The 17367-nt window shown below is 62.8% G+C and carries 11 protein-coding genes and 1 pseudogene; 4 read left to right on the top strand and 8 right to left on the bottom strand.

The features are described from left to right. The first annotated feature begins 5 nt into the window (after positions 1-5). Positions 6-917: a LysR family transcriptional regulator gene (locus NCR98_RS25005; RefSeq protein WP_250527636.1), complete on the top strand. Its 912-nt coding sequence runs from the start codon at positions 6-8 to the stop codon at positions 915-917. Between the two features lie 9 nt (positions 918-926). On the opposite strand, the gene NCR98_RS25010 is transcribed toward NCR98_RS25005, so the two are convergent. Then, positions 927-2228 (bottom strand): MFS transporter, encoded by a 1302-nt coding sequence (locus tag NCR98_RS25010; protein WP_250469289.1) that lies wholly within the window; start codon positions 2226-2228, stop codon positions 927-929. Positions 2229-2299: 71 nt separating this feature from the next. Continuing rightward, positions 2300-3109: a class II aldolase/adducin family protein gene (locus tag NCR98_RS25015; RefSeq protein WP_250469291.1), complete on the bottom strand. Its 810-nt coding sequence runs from the start codon at positions 3107-3109 to the stop codon at positions 2300-2302. 195 nt (positions 3110-3304) lie between these two features. Here NCR98_RS25015 and NCR98_RS25020 point away from each other — a divergent pair, with 195 nt between their 5' ends. After that, on the top strand, positions 3305-4474 hold the full coding sequence (locus NCR98_RS25020) for a porin (protein ID WP_250469292.1): 1170 nt from the start codon (positions 3305-3307) through the stop codon (positions 4472-4474). 6 nt (positions 4475-4480) lie between these two features. Here NCR98_RS25020 and NCR98_RS25025 read toward each other — a convergent pair whose 3' ends face one another. Continuing rightward, complete coding sequence (locus NCR98_RS25025) at positions 4481-5155, bottom strand: HAD family hydrolase (protein ID WP_250469293.1); 675 nt, start codon at positions 5153-5155, stop codon at positions 4481-4483. Positions 5156-5358: 203 nt separating this feature from the next. Between NCR98_RS25025 and NCR98_RS25030 the strand changes: the two are divergent. Next, positions 5359-6477: pseudogene (locus NCR98_RS25030) on the top strand (3-deoxy-7-phosphoheptulonate synthase). 44 nt (positions 6478-6521) lie between these two features. Here the strand turns inward: NCR98_RS25030 and NCR98_RS25035 are convergent. Then, positions 6522-11399, bottom strand: a complete 4878-nt coding sequence (locus NCR98_RS25035; RefSeq protein WP_250527637.1) for a response regulator — start codon at positions 11397-11399, stop codon at positions 6522-6524. A gap of 224 nt (positions 11400-11623) precedes the next feature. Next, complete coding sequence (locus NCR98_RS25040) at positions 11624-12412, bottom strand: substrate-binding domain-containing protein (protein ID WP_250469296.1); 789 nt, start codon at positions 12410-12412, stop codon at positions 11624-11626. A 254-nt stretch (positions 12413-12666) separates the two neighbouring features. Between NCR98_RS25040 and NCR98_RS25045 the strand changes: the two genes are divergently transcribed. Continuing rightward, positions 12667-13581, top strand: a complete 915-nt coding sequence (locus tag NCR98_RS25045) for a tetratricopeptide repeat protein (protein WP_250527638.1) — start codon at positions 12667-12669, stop codon at positions 13579-13581. A gap of 250 nt (positions 13582-13831) precedes the next feature. Here NCR98_RS25045 and NCR98_RS25050 read toward each other — a convergent pair whose 3' ends face one another. The 3 genes from NCR98_RS25050 to NCR98_RS25060 form a co-directional block, all read right to left on the bottom strand. Further along, entirely contained in the window at positions 13832-14788 is a 957-nt protein-coding gene (locus tag NCR98_RS25050; protein ID WP_250527639.1) for an ABC transporter permease, read from the bottom strand. Positions 14789-14795: 7 nt separating this feature from the next. Further along, a complete protein-coding gene (locus NCR98_RS25055) occupies positions 14796-15713 on the bottom strand; it encodes an ABC transporter permease (protein WP_244831005.1) in 918 nt (305 codons plus the stop codon). 62 nt (positions 15714-15775) lie between these two features. Next, complete coding sequence (locus NCR98_RS25060) at positions 15776-17332, bottom strand: sugar ABC transporter ATP-binding protein (RefSeq protein WP_250527640.1); 1557 nt, start codon at positions 17330-17332, stop codon at positions 15776-15778. Between the last annotated feature and the right edge of the window lie 35 nt (positions 17333-17367).

Below are 17367 nucleotides of genomic sequence, written 5' to 3' on the forward strand. Positions count from 1 at the left end.
ACAGCATGAAGGACGAACGCCTCACCGAGATGAGGATCTTCAGGGCCGTCGCCGAGACGGGCGGTTTCACAGCTGCGGCGCTCGCGCTCGATTTGCAGCAGCCTTACGTCAGCCGCACTGTATCCGCGCTGGAGAAGCGGCTCGGCGTATCGCTTTTGAGGCGCTCCACGCGTCGCCTTCAGATGACGCAGGAGGGCACGCAGTATCTCGCGCTCTGCAAGCGCATTCTCGAAGAACTCGAAAGCGGCGAAGCACAACTCTCGCGCGCGGGCCAGCACATGTCCGGCGATATTCGCGTGACCGTGGCTACGTCGTTCGGCATGGATCAGATCGTGCCGCTCATTCCGGCATTTCTCGAACGTTATCCGGGCCTGCGCGTGCGGCTTTCTCTTTCGGATACGCTCGCCGATATCATCGGAGAAGGGTTCGATGTCGCCATCCGCATGGGCAATTTGCAGGACTCGAATCTCGTGAGCCGCAAGCTATGTCATCTGCAGCGAGTAATCACGGCGTCGCCTGCGTATATCGCCAGACATGGGGTACCCTCGACACCCGCGGAACTCGCCCGACACAACTGCCTGATGTGGGAACCGCCGATGGACCATCTCAACCATTGGCCCTTCATGGTCGGCGGCGAGCGCACGTCCATGCTCATCAACGGCAACTTTCAGACGAGCAGCGGCGTGAGTTCCGTTTATATGTGTCTTGCAGGCGTGGGCATTACGCGGATGGCTGAACACATGGTGTTGCCTTCCATTCGCAGCAACATGCTCGTGCCTTTACTCACCGACTTTCAATCGAGCGACGAAACCGCGATCTATGTGCTGTATCCGCGCGATTCGACTTTGCATCCGCGCGTGCGTGCGTTTATTGATTACGTGGCGGATAAGCTCCGGCGGCCGCCGTGGGCCGCCTGAAGCAACGCGTCATTTGTCCAACGTTCGAGGCAAGCGCATCGTCATGCAGGCGCCGAGCACGAGGAATGCGGAGATCACATACATGCCGACTTCCGCGTGTCCAAGCCACACGTTGAGCAAGCCTACGAGATACGGCGACATGAAGCCCGCGATATTGCCCACTGAATTGATGAACGCCAACGCTGCCGCCACCGATGCTCCCACGAAGAGACTTGTCGGCAAGGCCCAGAACAGCGCGATGCACGAATAGACACCCGCTGCGGCGACCGACAGGCAAGCTACCGTCACGAGCGGCCCCGCCGACAACCACATGCTTACGGCAAGTCCAACCGCGCCGATCACCATAAACGCCGCGAAGTGGATGCGCCTGCCGCCGGTGCGATCGGCGCTGCGGTTCGACAAATAAAGCGCTATCGCCGCAAAGATGTTCGGCACGGCCGTATAGAGTCCGATGGCGAACGGGTCGGCGACACCGCTGCGCTTGACGAGCGAGGGCATCCAGAAACCGAGCGCATAAAGACCCATGATGAGGCAGAAGTAGATCGCGCAGAACGCCCACAATTTCTTGTTGCCGAGAAAGCCGCGCACGCTCGTATAGTCGATCTTGCTGGCGTTTTCCGCGCGAATGTCGGCGAGCACGAGATTGCGTTCGTCGTCCGAAAGCCAGCGCGCCTTGGCGGGATCGTCGTCAAGAAAGCGCAACACGACGAAGGCGAGCACGATGGCGGGCAGCGCTTCGATCAGAAAAAGCCATTGCCACGGGGCTAGCTGGTCGTTACCTGAAAACGCGTGCAGGATATAGCCGGAAATCGGCCCGCCGACGACGAACGCGAGCGGCGCGCCCATCACATAGATGGACATTGCGCGACCGCGGTAGCGCGCGGGAAACCACAGCGTGAGCAGATACATGATCGCCGGTGCGAAGCCTGCTTCGGCGGCACCAAGCATGAAGCGCGCAATGTAGAACATGGTCGGCGTCTTGACGAGGACCATCGCCGCAGAAATGACACCCCACGTGAGCATGATGCGCGCAATCCAGCGGCGCGCGCCGACCTTGCGCATCACGAGATTGCTCGGAACCTCGAAGAAGAAGTAGCCGGCGAAGAAGATGCCCGAGCCGAGGCCATAGATGGCGTCGTCGAAGCCGAGTGCATCGAGCATCTGCAACTTCGCGAAGCCAACGTTCACACGGTCCAGATATGCCACGAGATAGCAGATCAAGAGCAATGGCAAGAGCCGCCAGTAAGCCCTGCCATAGATGCGGCCAGCATCCGTTTCCTTGACGGCCTGATCTCCGTATAGCGCTTCCATGCTTGTCTCCTGTATTTTTTAGCGCTTTATCACGGCATGCTCGTATGGCACGCATGCCGCTGGGTCATTGCTCAGTCGAGATATTCCGGCTCCTCTTCGGCGATCTCATACAGCATGGTCTGGAAATGCAGCCAGCTGATGAACGAGTTGCCCAGATGACGATGCGAATACTCGGCATGCTCCGGGTCGATCTGCAACGGGCGCGATTCGGTCGCGTCCATGAGCAGCTGCATCTTGCAACAGTGATCGAGGGCGATGAACGTCCATACTGCATCATCGATGCTATGGCGGCTCGCCGTCAGAAGCCCATGGTTCTGATGGATTACGGCCTTGTGTTCGTTGAAGGCGCGTGCAATCGGATTACCCGATGCATCCGCGACCGGCACCTTGCCCGCGCCGTCGCGCACGACCATATGCGAGCCATAAAACATGCAGGCGTCCTGCGTCACATAGTCGAGCGGCTTGCCCATTGCGGCCCACGCATCGCCATGAACGGTATGCGCGTGACACGACCCGATGATGTCGGGATTGTCAGCGTGGATCGCGGAATGCAGCACGTAGCCTGCGCGGTTCACCGCGTACTTTCCTTCGACCACTGTGCCCGAATGATCGACGAGCACGAGTTGCGAGGTCTTCACGCGTGACCATGGCACGCACATCGGATTGGTCCAGAAGAGTTCGGGATGTTCCGGGTCGCGCACGGTCAGATGGCCGCCGAAGCCGAAGCTGAATCCGTGCCGCGCGAAGATCCGGCATGCGGCGGCGAGATGCTCTTTGCGATAGCGCCGTTCTTCCGCCGAGGAGGAAAACGTGGGCTCTTCGGGGAAAATCAGCCCGTCCTGCGTCGGGCTGTAGATCGATTCCTTTGCTTCCATCAACATCGGTGTCCCCTTGTTCGAAATGTGAGACCCCAGTATAGGAAAGCCTTCCGCAAGAATTCAGTACCGCGCCGGAATAGCATTTATGCAACGCCATGCCGATATTGCGCCCGCACAATTTTGGCGTCGTACGATCAATTGCCAGTCGCCGCTCTCCGGGCAGGCCGTCGCTTTCAATCGTTCATGGAGCTTTCAGCAATGAAAAGGTCAATGTTGATGGTCGCGCTGCCCGCCGCTTTATGCGCAGCTTCGGTGCATGCGCAAAGCAGTGTCACGCTATACGGCCTGATCGACACGGGTATCGTCTACACCAACAATCAGACCGGCCACAGCAACTGGCAGATGCTCAGCAGCGTCACGCAGAACACGGTCTTCGGCCTGAAAGGCAGTGAGGATCTCGGCGGCGGCCTTAAGGCCATCTTCAAGCTGGAGCAAGGCTTCAATCTGAATAACGGCACCAATGCATTCGCGGGCGATGGCTTCGGCTCGCAAGCATGGGTCGGCCTGCAACACGACGACTACGGCACGCTCACGGCCGGGCGTCAATACGACGTGCTCAACGATCTGCTCGGTCCGCTCACCGCCGAATTCAACACCTGGGGCGGCAGCATCTCGGCGCATCCGTTCGAAAACGATAATCTGGCGGCAAACTCGGTCGTCATCAACAACACCGTCAAATACGTCAGCCCCACTTATCGCGGCGTGACGGTCGAGAGCATGTATTCCTTCGGCAATAGCGCCGGAAACTTCGCGGATAACCGCGCGTATGGCTTTTCGGCATCGTACGCGCAAGGGCCGTTCACGGTCGCGGGCGGCTATCTGCAATTGAACAACGCGGGCGGCGGCATTGCGGGGACGAATTTGAATGGCGCGGTGTCGCAAGGGGATGGCAGCGCGAACTTCGTCGCGCAACGGCAGCGCATCTGGGGCGCGGGCGCCAACGCCACCTTCGGGCCGGCGACGGTCGGTCTCGTCTGGTCGCACACGCAACTCGACAATATGAACAGCGTGCTTTCCATCGGGCTCGGCAACTATATTCCGCTCGATGGCACCCTGCGTCTCGACAATTACGAAGCGAACGTGCATTACGCGCTCACGCCCGTGTTGAGCGTATCGGCGGCTTACACGTTCACGGACGGCGCTTACGGCAACGCGGCATCCATCGCTTATCCGTCGTGGCATACGGTCATGTTGCAGACCGACTATTCGCTCTCGAAACGCACGGATGTCTATCTCGAAGGCGTCTATCAGCACGTAAAGGGCGCGCCGCCCGATTCCGTGCTCGGGCAGGCGATGCTCAATACGTTGTCGCCGTCATCGACAGGTACGCAAGTCGGCGTCACTGTCGGCTTGCGGCACGCGTTCTAGCATGATTCAAGGGCGCGCGGCCACTTCGTCGAGATGGAACAGCAGGTCGGCGGGGTCTTCGTACACGCGCAGCGCGCCCGAGCGTTCCAGTTCGTCGCTGCCATAACCGCCCGACAGCAGGCCGACGCCGAGCGATCGGCAGCGACGCGCCGCGAGCATGTCCCAGATGCTGTCGCCAACCACCACGGTATGCTCGATCGGCACGTTCAGACGCGCGGCCGCCGCAAGGAACAAGTCGGGATCGGGCTTGGCGTATTTCACCTGATCGCGCGTGACGACCACTTGCTTGCCTGGGTCCACGCCCAATGCTTCGAGATTGAACGCCGCCGTTTCCATGCGGCCGCTCGTGGCGATCGCCCAGCGCGTGCCCGCCTGGGTCAGCGCGTCGAGCAATTCGCGCGCGCCCGGCAGTGGGCAGACCTGTGCGCGCAGACGTTGATAAGCATCGGCATGAAGGCGCCGCAGACGTTCCACGCGATCCGCGTTGATCTCCCCATGCGTTTCGCGCAGCAATTGATCGGTGAAGAGGCCGCCGCTCATGCCGATTTTGCGATGAATGCGCCACACCGACAGTTCGATGCCCTCGCTGTCCAGCGCTTCTTTCCACGCGAGCACGTGCTGATAGACGCTGTCGACCAGCGTTCCGTCGAGATCGAAGAGAAAGGATGTTTCGATTCGCATGGTCTGCTCCCTTGATGAATGGCGTGTTCCGGTTCCTTTCATGATACGCACGATCCTTGGCCGCTTTCGGAAATGCGCGACGCACGGGCTTCAAATGCGATAATCGATATTTGCACCGCGCGGCAAAAAGTGCGCGGTTTTCTCGCATCGAATAGCCGCAACATGCATTCTTTACGCATTCATTACGCCCGACGGAGCTGACCTTGAGCCGCATCGACAATCCCTCCCGCGATCAGGAGGCCGGCGTGGCCGACTCCACGCAAGACACGACCCGTATCGACGATACGCGCATCGGCGCGGTGCGCCCGCTGATCTCGCCAGCGCTTTTGCTCGACGAACTGCCGGTCACGCCCGGCGTGCAGGCGCTCGTGGAAACGAGCCGTGCACGCATCGCGGACGTTCTGCATGGCCGCGATGACCGCCTCGTAGTCGTGGTCGGACCGTGTTCCATTCACGATCACGACCAAGCGATCGAATACGCGCACCATCTGAAGACCGTCGCGGATCGTCTCGGCGCCGATTTGCTGATTGTCATGCGCGTGTACTTCGAAAAGCCGCGCACGACGGTCGGCTGGTAGGGCTATATCAACGACCCGCGTTTGGACGGCAGTTTCCGTATCAACGAAGGTCTGCGCCGCGCGCGTGAGCTTCTGCTGGAAATCAGCGAGCTTGGTCTGCCAACGGGCACCGAATTTCTCGACCTGCTGAGTCCGCAGTACATCGCGGACCTGATCGCGTGGGGCGCAATCGGCGCACGCACGACGGAGAGTCAGAGCCATCGGCAACTGGCGTCGGGGCTGAGTTGTCCGATCGGCTTCAAGAACGGCACGGACGGCGGCGTGCAAGTCGCGGCGGACGCGATCGTCGCGGCGCGCGCGAGCCATGCCTTCATGGGCATGACGAAGATGGGCCTTGCCGCCATCTTCGAAACGCGCGGCAACGACGACTGCCACGTTATCCTGCGCGGCGGCAAAAAAGCACCGAATTACGATGCGGCCAGCGTCGCGGCGAGTTGCGCGGCGTTGGCGGCGCTCGGACAGCGCGAGCAGGTGATGATCGATTGCTCGCATGCCAACTCGAACAAGTCGCATCTGCGGCAGGTGGATGTGGCCGAAGACATCGCGCGGCAACTGATCGCGGGCGAAAGCCGCATCACCGGCGTGATGATCGAAAGTCATTTGGACGAAGGGCGGCAGGACCTCAAGCCGTGCGTGCCGCTCAAGCACGGCGTCTCGATCACGGATGCGTGTCTCGGCTGGAGCCAGACCGAGCCGGTGCTCGACCTGCTTGCCGATGCGGTGAGACAGCGCCGTCGCGGCTAGGCATGCGTACCTAGCCGTCTCCGCGTTCGGAGACGGCTAGCGGATCACCGAATCACCGCTGCGTTCAGCGCTTCGATCAACGCCAGCGGGTCGTAAGGCTTGCGCAACTGCGTCGCGCGCGGCAAGGCCTTGCGTTCGTCGGCGCTCAGGACGAGGTCGTATCCGGTGACGAACACCACGCCGATTCCGGGCGCCTCACGGCTAGCCGCAAGGGCCAGCTCGATGCCCGATTCGCCCGCCAGATCCACATCGGTCAGCAAGAGTTCGAAGCGCTCTTCGCGCAGCAGGGCGAGCGCCTCGGCGACGCTGCCGGCTTCCACGAGATCCAGCCCGAACGTGCGCAGCAACTCGGCGCTGCTTACGCGCACGAGTTCGTTGTCTTCGACGAACAGCACGCGCATGTGCGAAAGGGCGTCGGCAGGCGTGGCATCGGAAACCGTGTTGCCGGTGACCGTCGCGGGCGGTGCGCTGGAACTCGCGCCCTTGCCGCTAGCCGCGAGCACCTGACGCACCTTGCGGGCGAGCGCCTCATGCATATAAGGCTTGCTCAGCAGATCGATTCCTTCATCGAGCCGTCCCGCATGCACGATGGCGTTGTCCGTGTAGCCCGACGTGAACAGCACCGCGATACCCGGCACGCGTTCGCGCGCCTTTCGCGCCAGTTCGGGGCTGCGTAGCGGACCGGGCATCACGACATCGGTGAAGAGCAGGTCCACGGGCACGCCGCTCTCGACGATAGCCAGCGCGCTTTGCGCATCCTTTGCACGAAGCACGCGATAACCGAGGTCGCCAAGCATGGCGACGACGGTTGCGCGCACTTCTTCGTCGTCCTCGACCACGAGAATGGTTTCGTCGCCGCCGTGCGCGGGGCCGGCGTCGATCGTGGTTTCGAGGTCTTCTTCCTGGCGTGCGCGCGGCAGATAAATGCGTATCGTCGTGCCGTGTCCTTCCTCGCTATACACCTTCACGTGGCCGCCGGACTGCTTCACGAACCCGTACACCATCGAGAGTCCGAGACCCGTGCCCTGGCCCTCGCGCTTGGTGGTGAAGAACGGTTCGAACGCGCGTTCCTGCACTTCGGGCGACATGCCCGAGCCGGTATCGGTAACAGCGACCATGACGTATTGGCCGGGCAACAGGTCGGCGTGGCGCTTGGCGTAGTTTTCATCGAGCGATGCATTGCCCGCTTCGATGGTCAGCTTGCCGTGCGCGTTCATCGCGTCGCGCGCGTTGATCGCCAGATTGAGCAGCGCGTTTTCGACCTGGAACGGATCGACGAGCGTGTTCCACAAGCCGCCCGATACGATCGTCTCGATCTCGATGCCGTCGCCCAGCGCGCGGCGGAACATGTCGTCGAGACCGCGCACGAAGCGGCCCAGATTGACGACCTTCGGCGCGAGCGGCTGGCGTCTGCCGAACGCAAGCAGCTGCGAGGCGAGGTTCGCGCCGCGCGCCACGCCCGCGAGTGCGCTCTTCACGCGCTGCTCGGGGCGTTCCTGGCCCGCGACGTCCTTTGCCAGCAATTGCAGATTCCCGCCGATCACCTGCAGCAGATTGTTGAAGTCGTGCGCGACGCCGCCCGTCAACTTGCCGATGGCTTCCATCTTCTGCGCCATGCGCAGCGCTTCCTCGGCGTGTCGCAGCGCGTCGGCGGTTTCGCGGTCCGCGGTGACGTCGCGCCCCACGCCGTGTATGCGGCGCGTGGCCGGGTCGATCGACAAGGTCCACGCGATCCAGCGCCAGCCGCCTTCCACGAAGCCGTGCCGGCACTCGTAACGCACGGACGCGCCGCTTTGGCGCAGACTTTCCATCGCGCTCGCGACCGCTTCGACGTCGTCGGGATGGACGAGGTCGAGCATGGTTCGCGCATGCACGCGCTGCAGATCGACGCCGAGCACGGTCGACCACGACGGGCTCACGCGCAGCAGCGCGCCTTCAAAGCTCGTCACGACGAACAGGTCTTCGGTCAGTTCCCACAGCCGGTCGCGGTCCGCGATGGCGTCGGCGACGCGGCGTTCGAGCGTATCGTTGAGATCGTGCAGCGCGGCCTGCGCCTTGGTGCGCTCGGCGATCTCGTCCTGCGCCGCCTGGAAGAGCCGCGCGTTGTCGATGGCGATAGCCGCCTGCGCGGCGATACCCACGACGATCCGCTCCGCGCGCAGGTTGAACATCGCCGGTTCGGGATGACCGAAAAACAGCCCGCCCAGCACTTCGCCCGTGCGCGAGATGACGGGCGCGGCGAGATAGCTGCATACGCTGAGATGACCTTCCGGCATGCCGTAATGCGGCGCGCTCTGGCCGTAGCGCGGGTCTTTCGTGATGTCGTCGGAACGCACCACGCCTTCGCCCGCGAAAGTTGGGCCGAAGAGCGCGGTGTTGCGCGGCATGGGAAAGCGCGAAAACGCGTCTTTCGGCACGCCGGAGATGGAATAGAGCGTGTAGCTCTCGCCTTTGTCGTCGAGCAGGTTGTAGAAGAACGAGCCGAAGGCCGCGCCGGTGAGCTCGGTGGCGGCATCCACGACGACCTGCACGGCGCGCGACAGATCGAGCTCGCCCGCGACCGTGGTGCCGACGTCGTTCAGAATCTCCAGCATGCGCGACTCTTCGCGCAGGTTCTCCTCGGACGCGCGCCGCAGCCGCGCGATGCGCAGATTGCTCGCGACTCGCGCAAGCAATTCTCGCGCGGCGAAGGGCTTGGTCAGATAGTCGTGCGCGCCGGCTTCGAGACCGCCCAGGCGCGCTTCCTCGCCCGCGCGCGCGGACAGCAGCACGACCGGTGTCTCGCGCAGCGCTTCGTCGGCGCGCACGGCGTTCAAGAGGCCGAAGCCGTCGAGGCGCGGCATCATCACGTCCGACACGATTACTTCGGGATGCCCGGTGCGCGCCGCTTCGAGCGCGCTCTCGCCGTCGGCCGCGACGCTCACTTCGTGGCCCGCCGCGACCAGCATGCGACGCATGTATTCGCGCAGGTCGGCGTTGTCGTCGACCACCAGCACGCGGCCGCGGATTTCATCGGCGGATGCGCTGGCGTTCGCGCCCGCGCCGAGCGGCGTTTCGTCGTCGAGGGCGAGCGCCGGTTCGCTTGCGTCGGGAATCCAGCGCAAGGCGGCATCGACATAACTGCGCGCGCCGCTGCTGGCTTGCGCGCGCGGCGTATCGGCATGTTGCGCGTCGACTCGTTCATGCGCGGCGGGCAGCGTCACGGTAAAGCACGTGCCCTCGCCGGGACTGCTTTGCACGCTGATGGCGCCGTCGTGCAGCTTGACGAGCTCCTGAACCATTGCAAGGCCGATACCGCTGCCTTCCACCGAGCGCCCGGTCGCGCCCGCCACGCGATGAAAGCGCTCGAAAACGCGCGCCAGTTCCGCCTCCGCGATGCCGATGCCGGTATCGCGCACGCTCATCTCCACGCGCTGCGCGGCGTTCGTGCGCAGCGTCACTTCGATCGTGCCGCGAAACGTGAACTTGAACGCGTTCGACAGCAGGTTCATCACGACTTTTTCCCACATGTCGCGATCGATGTCTGCGAGCACCGGCGTCGAGGGAATGTCGATGTAAAAGCGCAGCCCCGCCGATTCGATGGCCGAGCGAAACAGCGAGGCCAGCTCCGCCGTGAACGCGCCGATGTCGGTGGTCTGCCGATGAATCTCGATACGCCCGGCCTCGATGCGCGAAAAGTCGAGCAGCGCGTTGACGAGCTTGAGCAGGCGCAAGCCATTGCGATGCGTGATTTCGAGCAGACGCACTTCGTCGCCCGCGCGCTCCGGCTTCGTCAGCAGGTCTTCGAGCGGGCCGAGCATCAGCGTGAGCGGAGTTCTGAACTCGTGGCTGATATTCGAGAAGAAGGTGGTCTTGGCGCGGTCGATTTCGGCGAGCGCCTCGGCGCGGCGGCGTTCTTCTTCATAGGCATGCGCGGCGCCGATGGCCGCGCCGATCTGGCCGCCCACGAGGTTCAGGAACGCGCGATAGCCTTCGTCGAAGAGACGGTATGGATTGAGCGCGGCGATCAGCACGCCCGCGCGCCCGGTCTCGCCCGACGGCGCGATAGGCAGCAGCACCGCGTGCGTCGGCGCGGCGTTCCACGAGCCGGTGGGCAGCGGTCCGTCGATGAAACCCTTCAGATTGGTCACGAGCCGCGCTTGGTTGTCGCGCAGCACTTCGTGAACGGGCCACGCGCCCGCATGCGCCGCGTGCAGCACTTCCAGCGCGGCCGCACTGCCCGGCGCGATGCCGCATGCGCCGGTGAGCGTGGCGCTTTCGTCGCCGGGCTCGGCTGTATAGAGCAACGCGAAAGGCATGTCGCGCGCGGCATTCGCGAGCACGTTCATCGAACGTTCGCAGGCCTCGCGCCACGAACGCGCGTTCGCGGCCGACGCAGCCAGTTCGCGCAGTACGAGCAACTGGCGTTCGCCAAGCACGCGTTGGGTATCGTCGCTATTGGCGCAGATGATGCCGCCCGCGCCGCCGCGATCGTCCGGAATCGGGCTATAGGAGAACGTGTAGTACGTTTCCTCCGGGAAGCCGTTGCGTTCCATGATGAGCAGCTTCTGCTCGACGAAAGTTCCTTCGATGCCGGCAAGCGCGGTGTCGAGCAGCGGGCCGATCTCGTTCCAGATTTCGCGCCACACCACCGACGTCGGCTGACCGAGCGCTTGCGGATGCTTGCCGCCGATGATCGACTTGTAAGGATCGTTGTAGAAGAACAGGAGGTCGGGACCCCAGCCGACCCAGATCGGCTGCCGCGAGGTGAGCATGATGCGCACGGCCGTCTTGAGACTCTGCGGCCATTGTTCGGGCGAGCCGAGCGAGGTTTGCGTCCAGTCGAAAGCGCGGATGAGCGCGCCCATCTCGCCGCCGCCGAGCAGAAAGCTCGGCTCGGGCGCGTCGGTGCGCGTGTCCGGTATCAGCTTGTCAGCTTCCATTGACGCAGGTTCTCCTCGCTGCATGTCTTTTTTGCATGTCGTTTCGCGTGTGGATCGGCTCAACCCGGCTTGGCCCAGCGAACGGCTTTTCAACTATTGAGCGGACCAATCCTGCCTGTGGAGGCGCTTGCGCGAGCATCTCGATTTTCGCACGGAACGCCGTTTTCGCTTCGCAAATACGCATGAAACGCAAGGTGAACCGGCGCGTGGCACCTGCCTGCGCTTCAATGCGCGGCGATCGGGTCGAGTCCGGTGGCGCGCACGGTGTCTTGTGCCTGCGGCGAAGCGAGGTAGCGAAGCAAGGCGCGCGCCTCCTCCGGGTGCTTCGAGCCAACCGGAATGCCCGCTGCGAAACGCGTGACGGACTGCACGGAGTCCGGAATCCTCCCGACGAAATCCGCGCCTTGTACCGGTAACAGTTCGCTCACTTGCTGGAAGCCGAGTTCGTACTGACCGTCCGCGACGACCGAGGCCACGGGAATCTTCGGGATCATCTTCGCCTTGGGTTTCACCTGATCTTCGATGCCGAGTTTCTTGAACATCTCGTTCTGGATATAGACGCCGCTCGCGCTGTCCGAATAAGCGATCGATTTTGCGTGCAGCAGCGTTTCCTTCAACGCATCGACATTGCCGATGTCGGGTTTCGGCGCACCCGCTTTCACCGATACGCCGATGCGCGAATCGGCGAGTTCGACACGCGAGTCCGGCATGACCTTGCCTTCCTTGATGAGATCGTCGAGCGCGTAGCCCACCATGATGACGACATCGGCGGGTTCGCCGCGCGCGAGTCGATTGGGGATGGCTTCGGGCGCCTTGCCCATCGACGGGCCGAGTTGGGTATCGAGCGTATTGCTGGTTGCGGCCGTGAATTTCGGGCCGAGGATTTTATAGGCGGCGGTGAAGCCTCCTGAACTCATGACATGAAGCTCCTCGGCTTGCGAGGAAACAGGCGCGGCAATGGCGCCGAAAGCGATAAACACGAATGCGGCGAGTCTTGAGGAGAGTGGTTTCATAGGCGGCTTGTTTGGTGGTTCAATGGCTGGGCCAGGTTGGATTTGGTCATAACTTTTTGCACTATACTGAAATCGATGCGTTATCGTTCGGCCTTCGTTTTTGCGGGCACCGGTACGAATGTGGAAACAACGCCGCGACTTGATTCGCGAAGAGGGATCAAGCGAACGCCTCATCTCCCGTCCGCAAGACGAAATAACAGAGATCTACCTGAGATCGAATTAGTTTGGTTTCCTACGCAAGAGAAATAATCACCATGCTTGAAGACAATGATCGAAACGTAACGATGACATTTGCTGAAGCCGAAGCGAAGTTTCGTCAAGACATCGAGGCCAATCCTTCCTCGGTTGCAGCAAAAAACAATCTTGCGCTGGTGTTGCGCCAGCTTGGCCGCTTCGCCGAAGCAGAGACGTTGTTGAACGAGGCGCGGACTTTGCAGCCCACGTCCGCCGAGATTGTCGTCAATCTGGCGCTTGTCATGGCAGATCAAAAGCGGTTCGCCGACGCCGCAGCCTTTTGCCGTGAAGCGCTGGCTATCAGGCCGGATTCTTCACTCGCGCACTGGATGCTCGGCTGCATCCTCAGCGACGAAAAGCGCGAGTCGGAAGCCGAGGACGCTTTTCGCCAGGCCATCCATCATCAGCCGGACATGGTTCAGGCGCATTGCGCGCTGTCTGATCTGCTGCGCCGTCGGCAGCGTCTGCCGGAAGCCGAGGTTGCAGCGCATGCTGCCATCGAAGCGCAGCCGCAGTCGGTCTCCGGCTATCTTGCGCTCGGTGATGTCCTTTGCGCCGCCGTTCGTCTAACCGAAGCCGACACTGCATTTCATCGTGCGCTGGACATCGATCCCAAATCCGCGGAAGCCTATTGCGGTCTGGGCAATGTGTCGGAACGACGCTTCAATCCGGCCGAGGCCGAGGCGCACTTCAAGGGAGCTTTGGCACGGCGTCAGCCGTTTTTCGAGGCGAGTATCGGTTTAGGCATGGCCATGCTCAATCTCGGCCGATTCGCCGAGGCGGAAGGTGCGCTGCGTCAGGCGCTGGCCATTCGCCCCGACGACATGCGCGCGAAGGATGCGCTCAACTTCGTTCTTACGCGTCAACTCAAACCGGCCCCGGTTGTGCCTGGGACGGTGTTTGCAACTCCGCCGAACCAGAAGACGTCGCCCTAACGCTTGGGTAAGCCGGGCGATTGTTCCTGCGAGGAGCATGCCGACCACAACACCTCTCGCCTCCGTGCCACTTTCCATGGCGATGCAGCGAGCAGAATGCCCCAGGCATGACCGGACCCTTCACGCGTTCGCGGGGAAGGGTCCGCACTTTGCCGTTTGCATCGATCGCAAAGCGCGGCGCTGCTTGCTAAAGCGGCGGTTCGTCGCGATAGACTTCATCAAGCTCCAACGCTCGTGCAACATCCAAACTTTACCGCGCCACCTTGGCCACCACCGCTTTCCTGTTCAGCACTCGCGCCTGCAGCACGATCACGAGCAGCAGGAACAACCCGCGAATCACCGACTGCCAGTAAGCCGATAACGAGATATAGCCCAGGCCGTTCTCGAAGTTGAGCAGATTGAAGACGAGGCCGAGCAGTGCGACGCCCGCAATGGTCATCGCGATAGAGCCGTCGCCGCCTGTCAGACGCGTGCCGCCGAGCACCACCGCCGAGATCGCGAACAGTTCCCAGCCGATGCCTTCGTTCGGCTGTCCCGCGCCGAATTGCGCCGCGAGAATCGCGCCGGCGATGCCCGCGAGCAGGCCGCTCACGGCATACACGGCGACGAGTGTGCGATCCACATTCAGTCCCATCAGACGCGATGCTTCCTCGCTCCCGCCGATAGCCAGCGCATGCCGCCCGAAGCGCGAGCTGCGCAGCGCGATCCAGCCGACAATCGCCGCCGCGGCCGCGACGAGCCCCGGAATCGGCAAGCCGAAGAGATCGCCTTGGCCGAAGTTGGCGAAGCTGGTGTCCGACGAGATGGCGACGGCATCGTTATGGCCGAGCAGAAGCGCGAGGCCATGCGCGCCGAGACTCGTCGCCAGCGTAACGATGAAAGGCAGTATCCGCAGATGCGTGATCACGAGCCCGTTGAGCAGGCCCACCGCGAGACCGGCAGCCGAGCCCGCGAGCACCGCCGCCACGCCGCCATGCGGACTCGCGAGCGCCGCGACCACGCTTGCGAGCGCGGCCACCGCGCCCACCGACAGATCGATGCCGCCCGTGATGATGACGAACGCCATGCCGATGGAAATCAGCGCGAACATGGAGTTGTAGCGCCAGAACGACGTCACGTTGTATTCGGATGCAAAGTGCTCGTACCGCACGACGCCAAGCACGAGCAGCGCCGCGAGCGCGATGAGAATCGGGAGGTTCTTCTTCATGTCGTCGTCAGCCTCGCTTTCTCTGCACGTACACAGCGGCGATGATGATCGCAGCTTTCAGCACCAGCGCGGCGGCATCCGGAATGCCGTGTGCAAGCAGCGTATAACGCAGCAACTGGATGATGAGCGCGCCGATCAGCGTGCCCGTGATATACGCCTTGCCGCCCGTGAGCGCGGTGCCGCCGACGGCCACGGCCGCGATGGCATCGAGTTCCACGCCGAGGCCGACCACGTTCGCATCCGACGACGAATTCACCGAGATCGAAATCAGTCCGGCCAGACCCGCGAGCGCCGCGCACGCCGTGTACGCGATCATCTTCACGCGCGCGGTAGGAATGCCGGAAAGATACGCCGCTTCCTCGTTGCCGCCCGTCACGAGCAGATATTTGCCGAAGAGCGTCTTACGCACGATCCACGTAAAGATGGCGACGAGCGCGAGCATGAGCAGGATCTGAAACGGCACGCCCGCCACGCGGCCCAGCGCAATCCACTGAAACGCGGGATTGTTGAAGGCCTGCAGGCTGCCATCGGTGACGACCTGCGCAATGCCGCGTCCCGCGATGAACAGCACGAGCGTCGCGACGATAGGCTGCACATTCAGCCGAGTCACGAGAAAGCCGTTGAAGACGCCGCATAGTGCCGCCGCCACGATCGGCAAGGTGAATGCGAGCAGCAAGCCGCCCGGCCCGTCGATGTTCATGAAGAGCATCGGCGCGAGCGCACCGGAGATGGCCATCGAAGCGCCCACGGACAGGTCGATGCCGCCTGTCGCCACCACGAGCGTCATGCCGATGCCGACGATCACGATCGTCACCACCTGCGTAAGGTTCACGTTGAAGGTCTGCAGCGACCAGAAGTGATCGGTAAAGAGCAGGTTGAAGAGGATCATCGCGACGAGCACGACGATCTCGCGTTGAATCGCCATGCCGCGTTTTTTCTTCCGCGCGGGCGCGGTATCCGCGACGATAGGTGCGCTGGTTTTCTCTATCACGACTCGGTTCCTTGAGCGGCCGAAGCCAATGTCGATTCCTCGCCCGTGCCGTAAGCGATCGCATCCATGATCGAGGTCTCGGTCATCTGCGCGCCGTCCAGTTGCGCGACCGTTTCGCCGTCGCGGATCACGACCGCGCGATCGGCCACCGCCGTCAACTCTTCCAGTTCCGATGCCGACAGCAGCACCGCAAGCCCCGCATCGCGTAACTCGCGCACGATTTTCGCGACATCGGCTTTCGCGCCGACGTCGATACCGCGCGTGGGTTCGTCGAGCAGCAAGAGACGCGGGTTGGTCGCGAGCCAGCGCGCGAGCAGCACCTTCTGCTGATTGCCGCCCGATAGCTCGCGGATCGGCTGATCCGGCGAGCGCAGCTTGATGCCGAGCGAGGTGATGAAGCCATCGACGATTTCGCGCTGTTTGGCCACGTCGATCACGCCGCGTCTGGTCAGCGCCGGCAGGCACACGAGCGTGAGGTTGTCGCGCACGGAAAGCTCCGGCACGATGCCTTCGGCTTTGCGATCCTCGGTGAGATAAGCGATGCCGCGCGCGATGGCGTCTTTCGGCGACTTGAATGCGACCTCCGCGCCGTCGACCGCGAGCGTGCCGTTGGACGGACGGTCCGCGCCAAACAACAGGCGCATGGTTTCCGTGCGGCCCGAGCCGAGCAATCCGGCGAGTCCGACGGCTTCGCCCGCGTGGACATCGAGCGTGACGTCGGTGACTTTCGCGCCCGCCGAGAGACCCTGCGCGCGCAACGCCACCGCGCCGCGCTTGGCGAGATTCGCTTCCTTCACGGCATCGTCTTCGTGCACGACGGCGGCAAGCGTGCGGCCGAGCATGGTCGTGACGAGCTTGAGCTTGTCCATCTCCTGCATGCTGCTTTCGGCGACGGTCTGGCCGTCGCGCATCACCGTGACGCGGTCGCACAGTGCATAGAGTTCATCCAGCCGGTGCGACACGAAGATGACCGCGCGGCCGTCGTCACGCAAGCGGCGCACGACCGTGAACAGCAATTCGACTTCACGCTCGTCGAGCGAGGAAGTCGATTCGTCCATGATCACCATCTTCGCATCCGACGATACCGCGCGCGCCAGCGCGACCATCTGCTGAATGGCGGTGGAATATTCGCGCACGGGCTTTTTGACGTCGATGTGAAGGCCGAACGATTCGAGCAATTCATGCGCGCGCCGCTGCACGGTTTTCCAGTCGATGAGTCCGAAGCGGCGCGGTTCGCGTCCGAGAAAGATGTTCTCGGCCACCGACCGGAACGGCACCAGGTTGATCTCCTGATAGATCGTGCTGATGCCCGCTTCACGCGCTTCCTTGGGCGTGCGGAAATCGGTTTCGCGGCCATCGAAACGAATCGTGCCCGCCGTCTTTCTATACGCGCCCGTGAGAATCTTGATGAGCGTGGACTTGCCTGCGCCGTTCTGGCCGATGAGCGCGTGCACTTCGCCCGCCGCCACGGTGAGGCGGGCGCGCTTCAATGCGGGCGTACCGCCGAAAGCGATGTCGATGTCCTGCATGTCGAGGAGGGGAGCGTTGGGCATGGCGTCGGTGTTCGTCCGGAGAAAAGAGCGGGCGT

Source organism: Caballeronia sp. GAWG2-1, assembly GCF_023631405.1.
Taxonomy (GTDB): Bacteria; Pseudomonadota; Gammaproteobacteria; order Burkholderiales; family Burkholderiaceae; genus Caballeronia.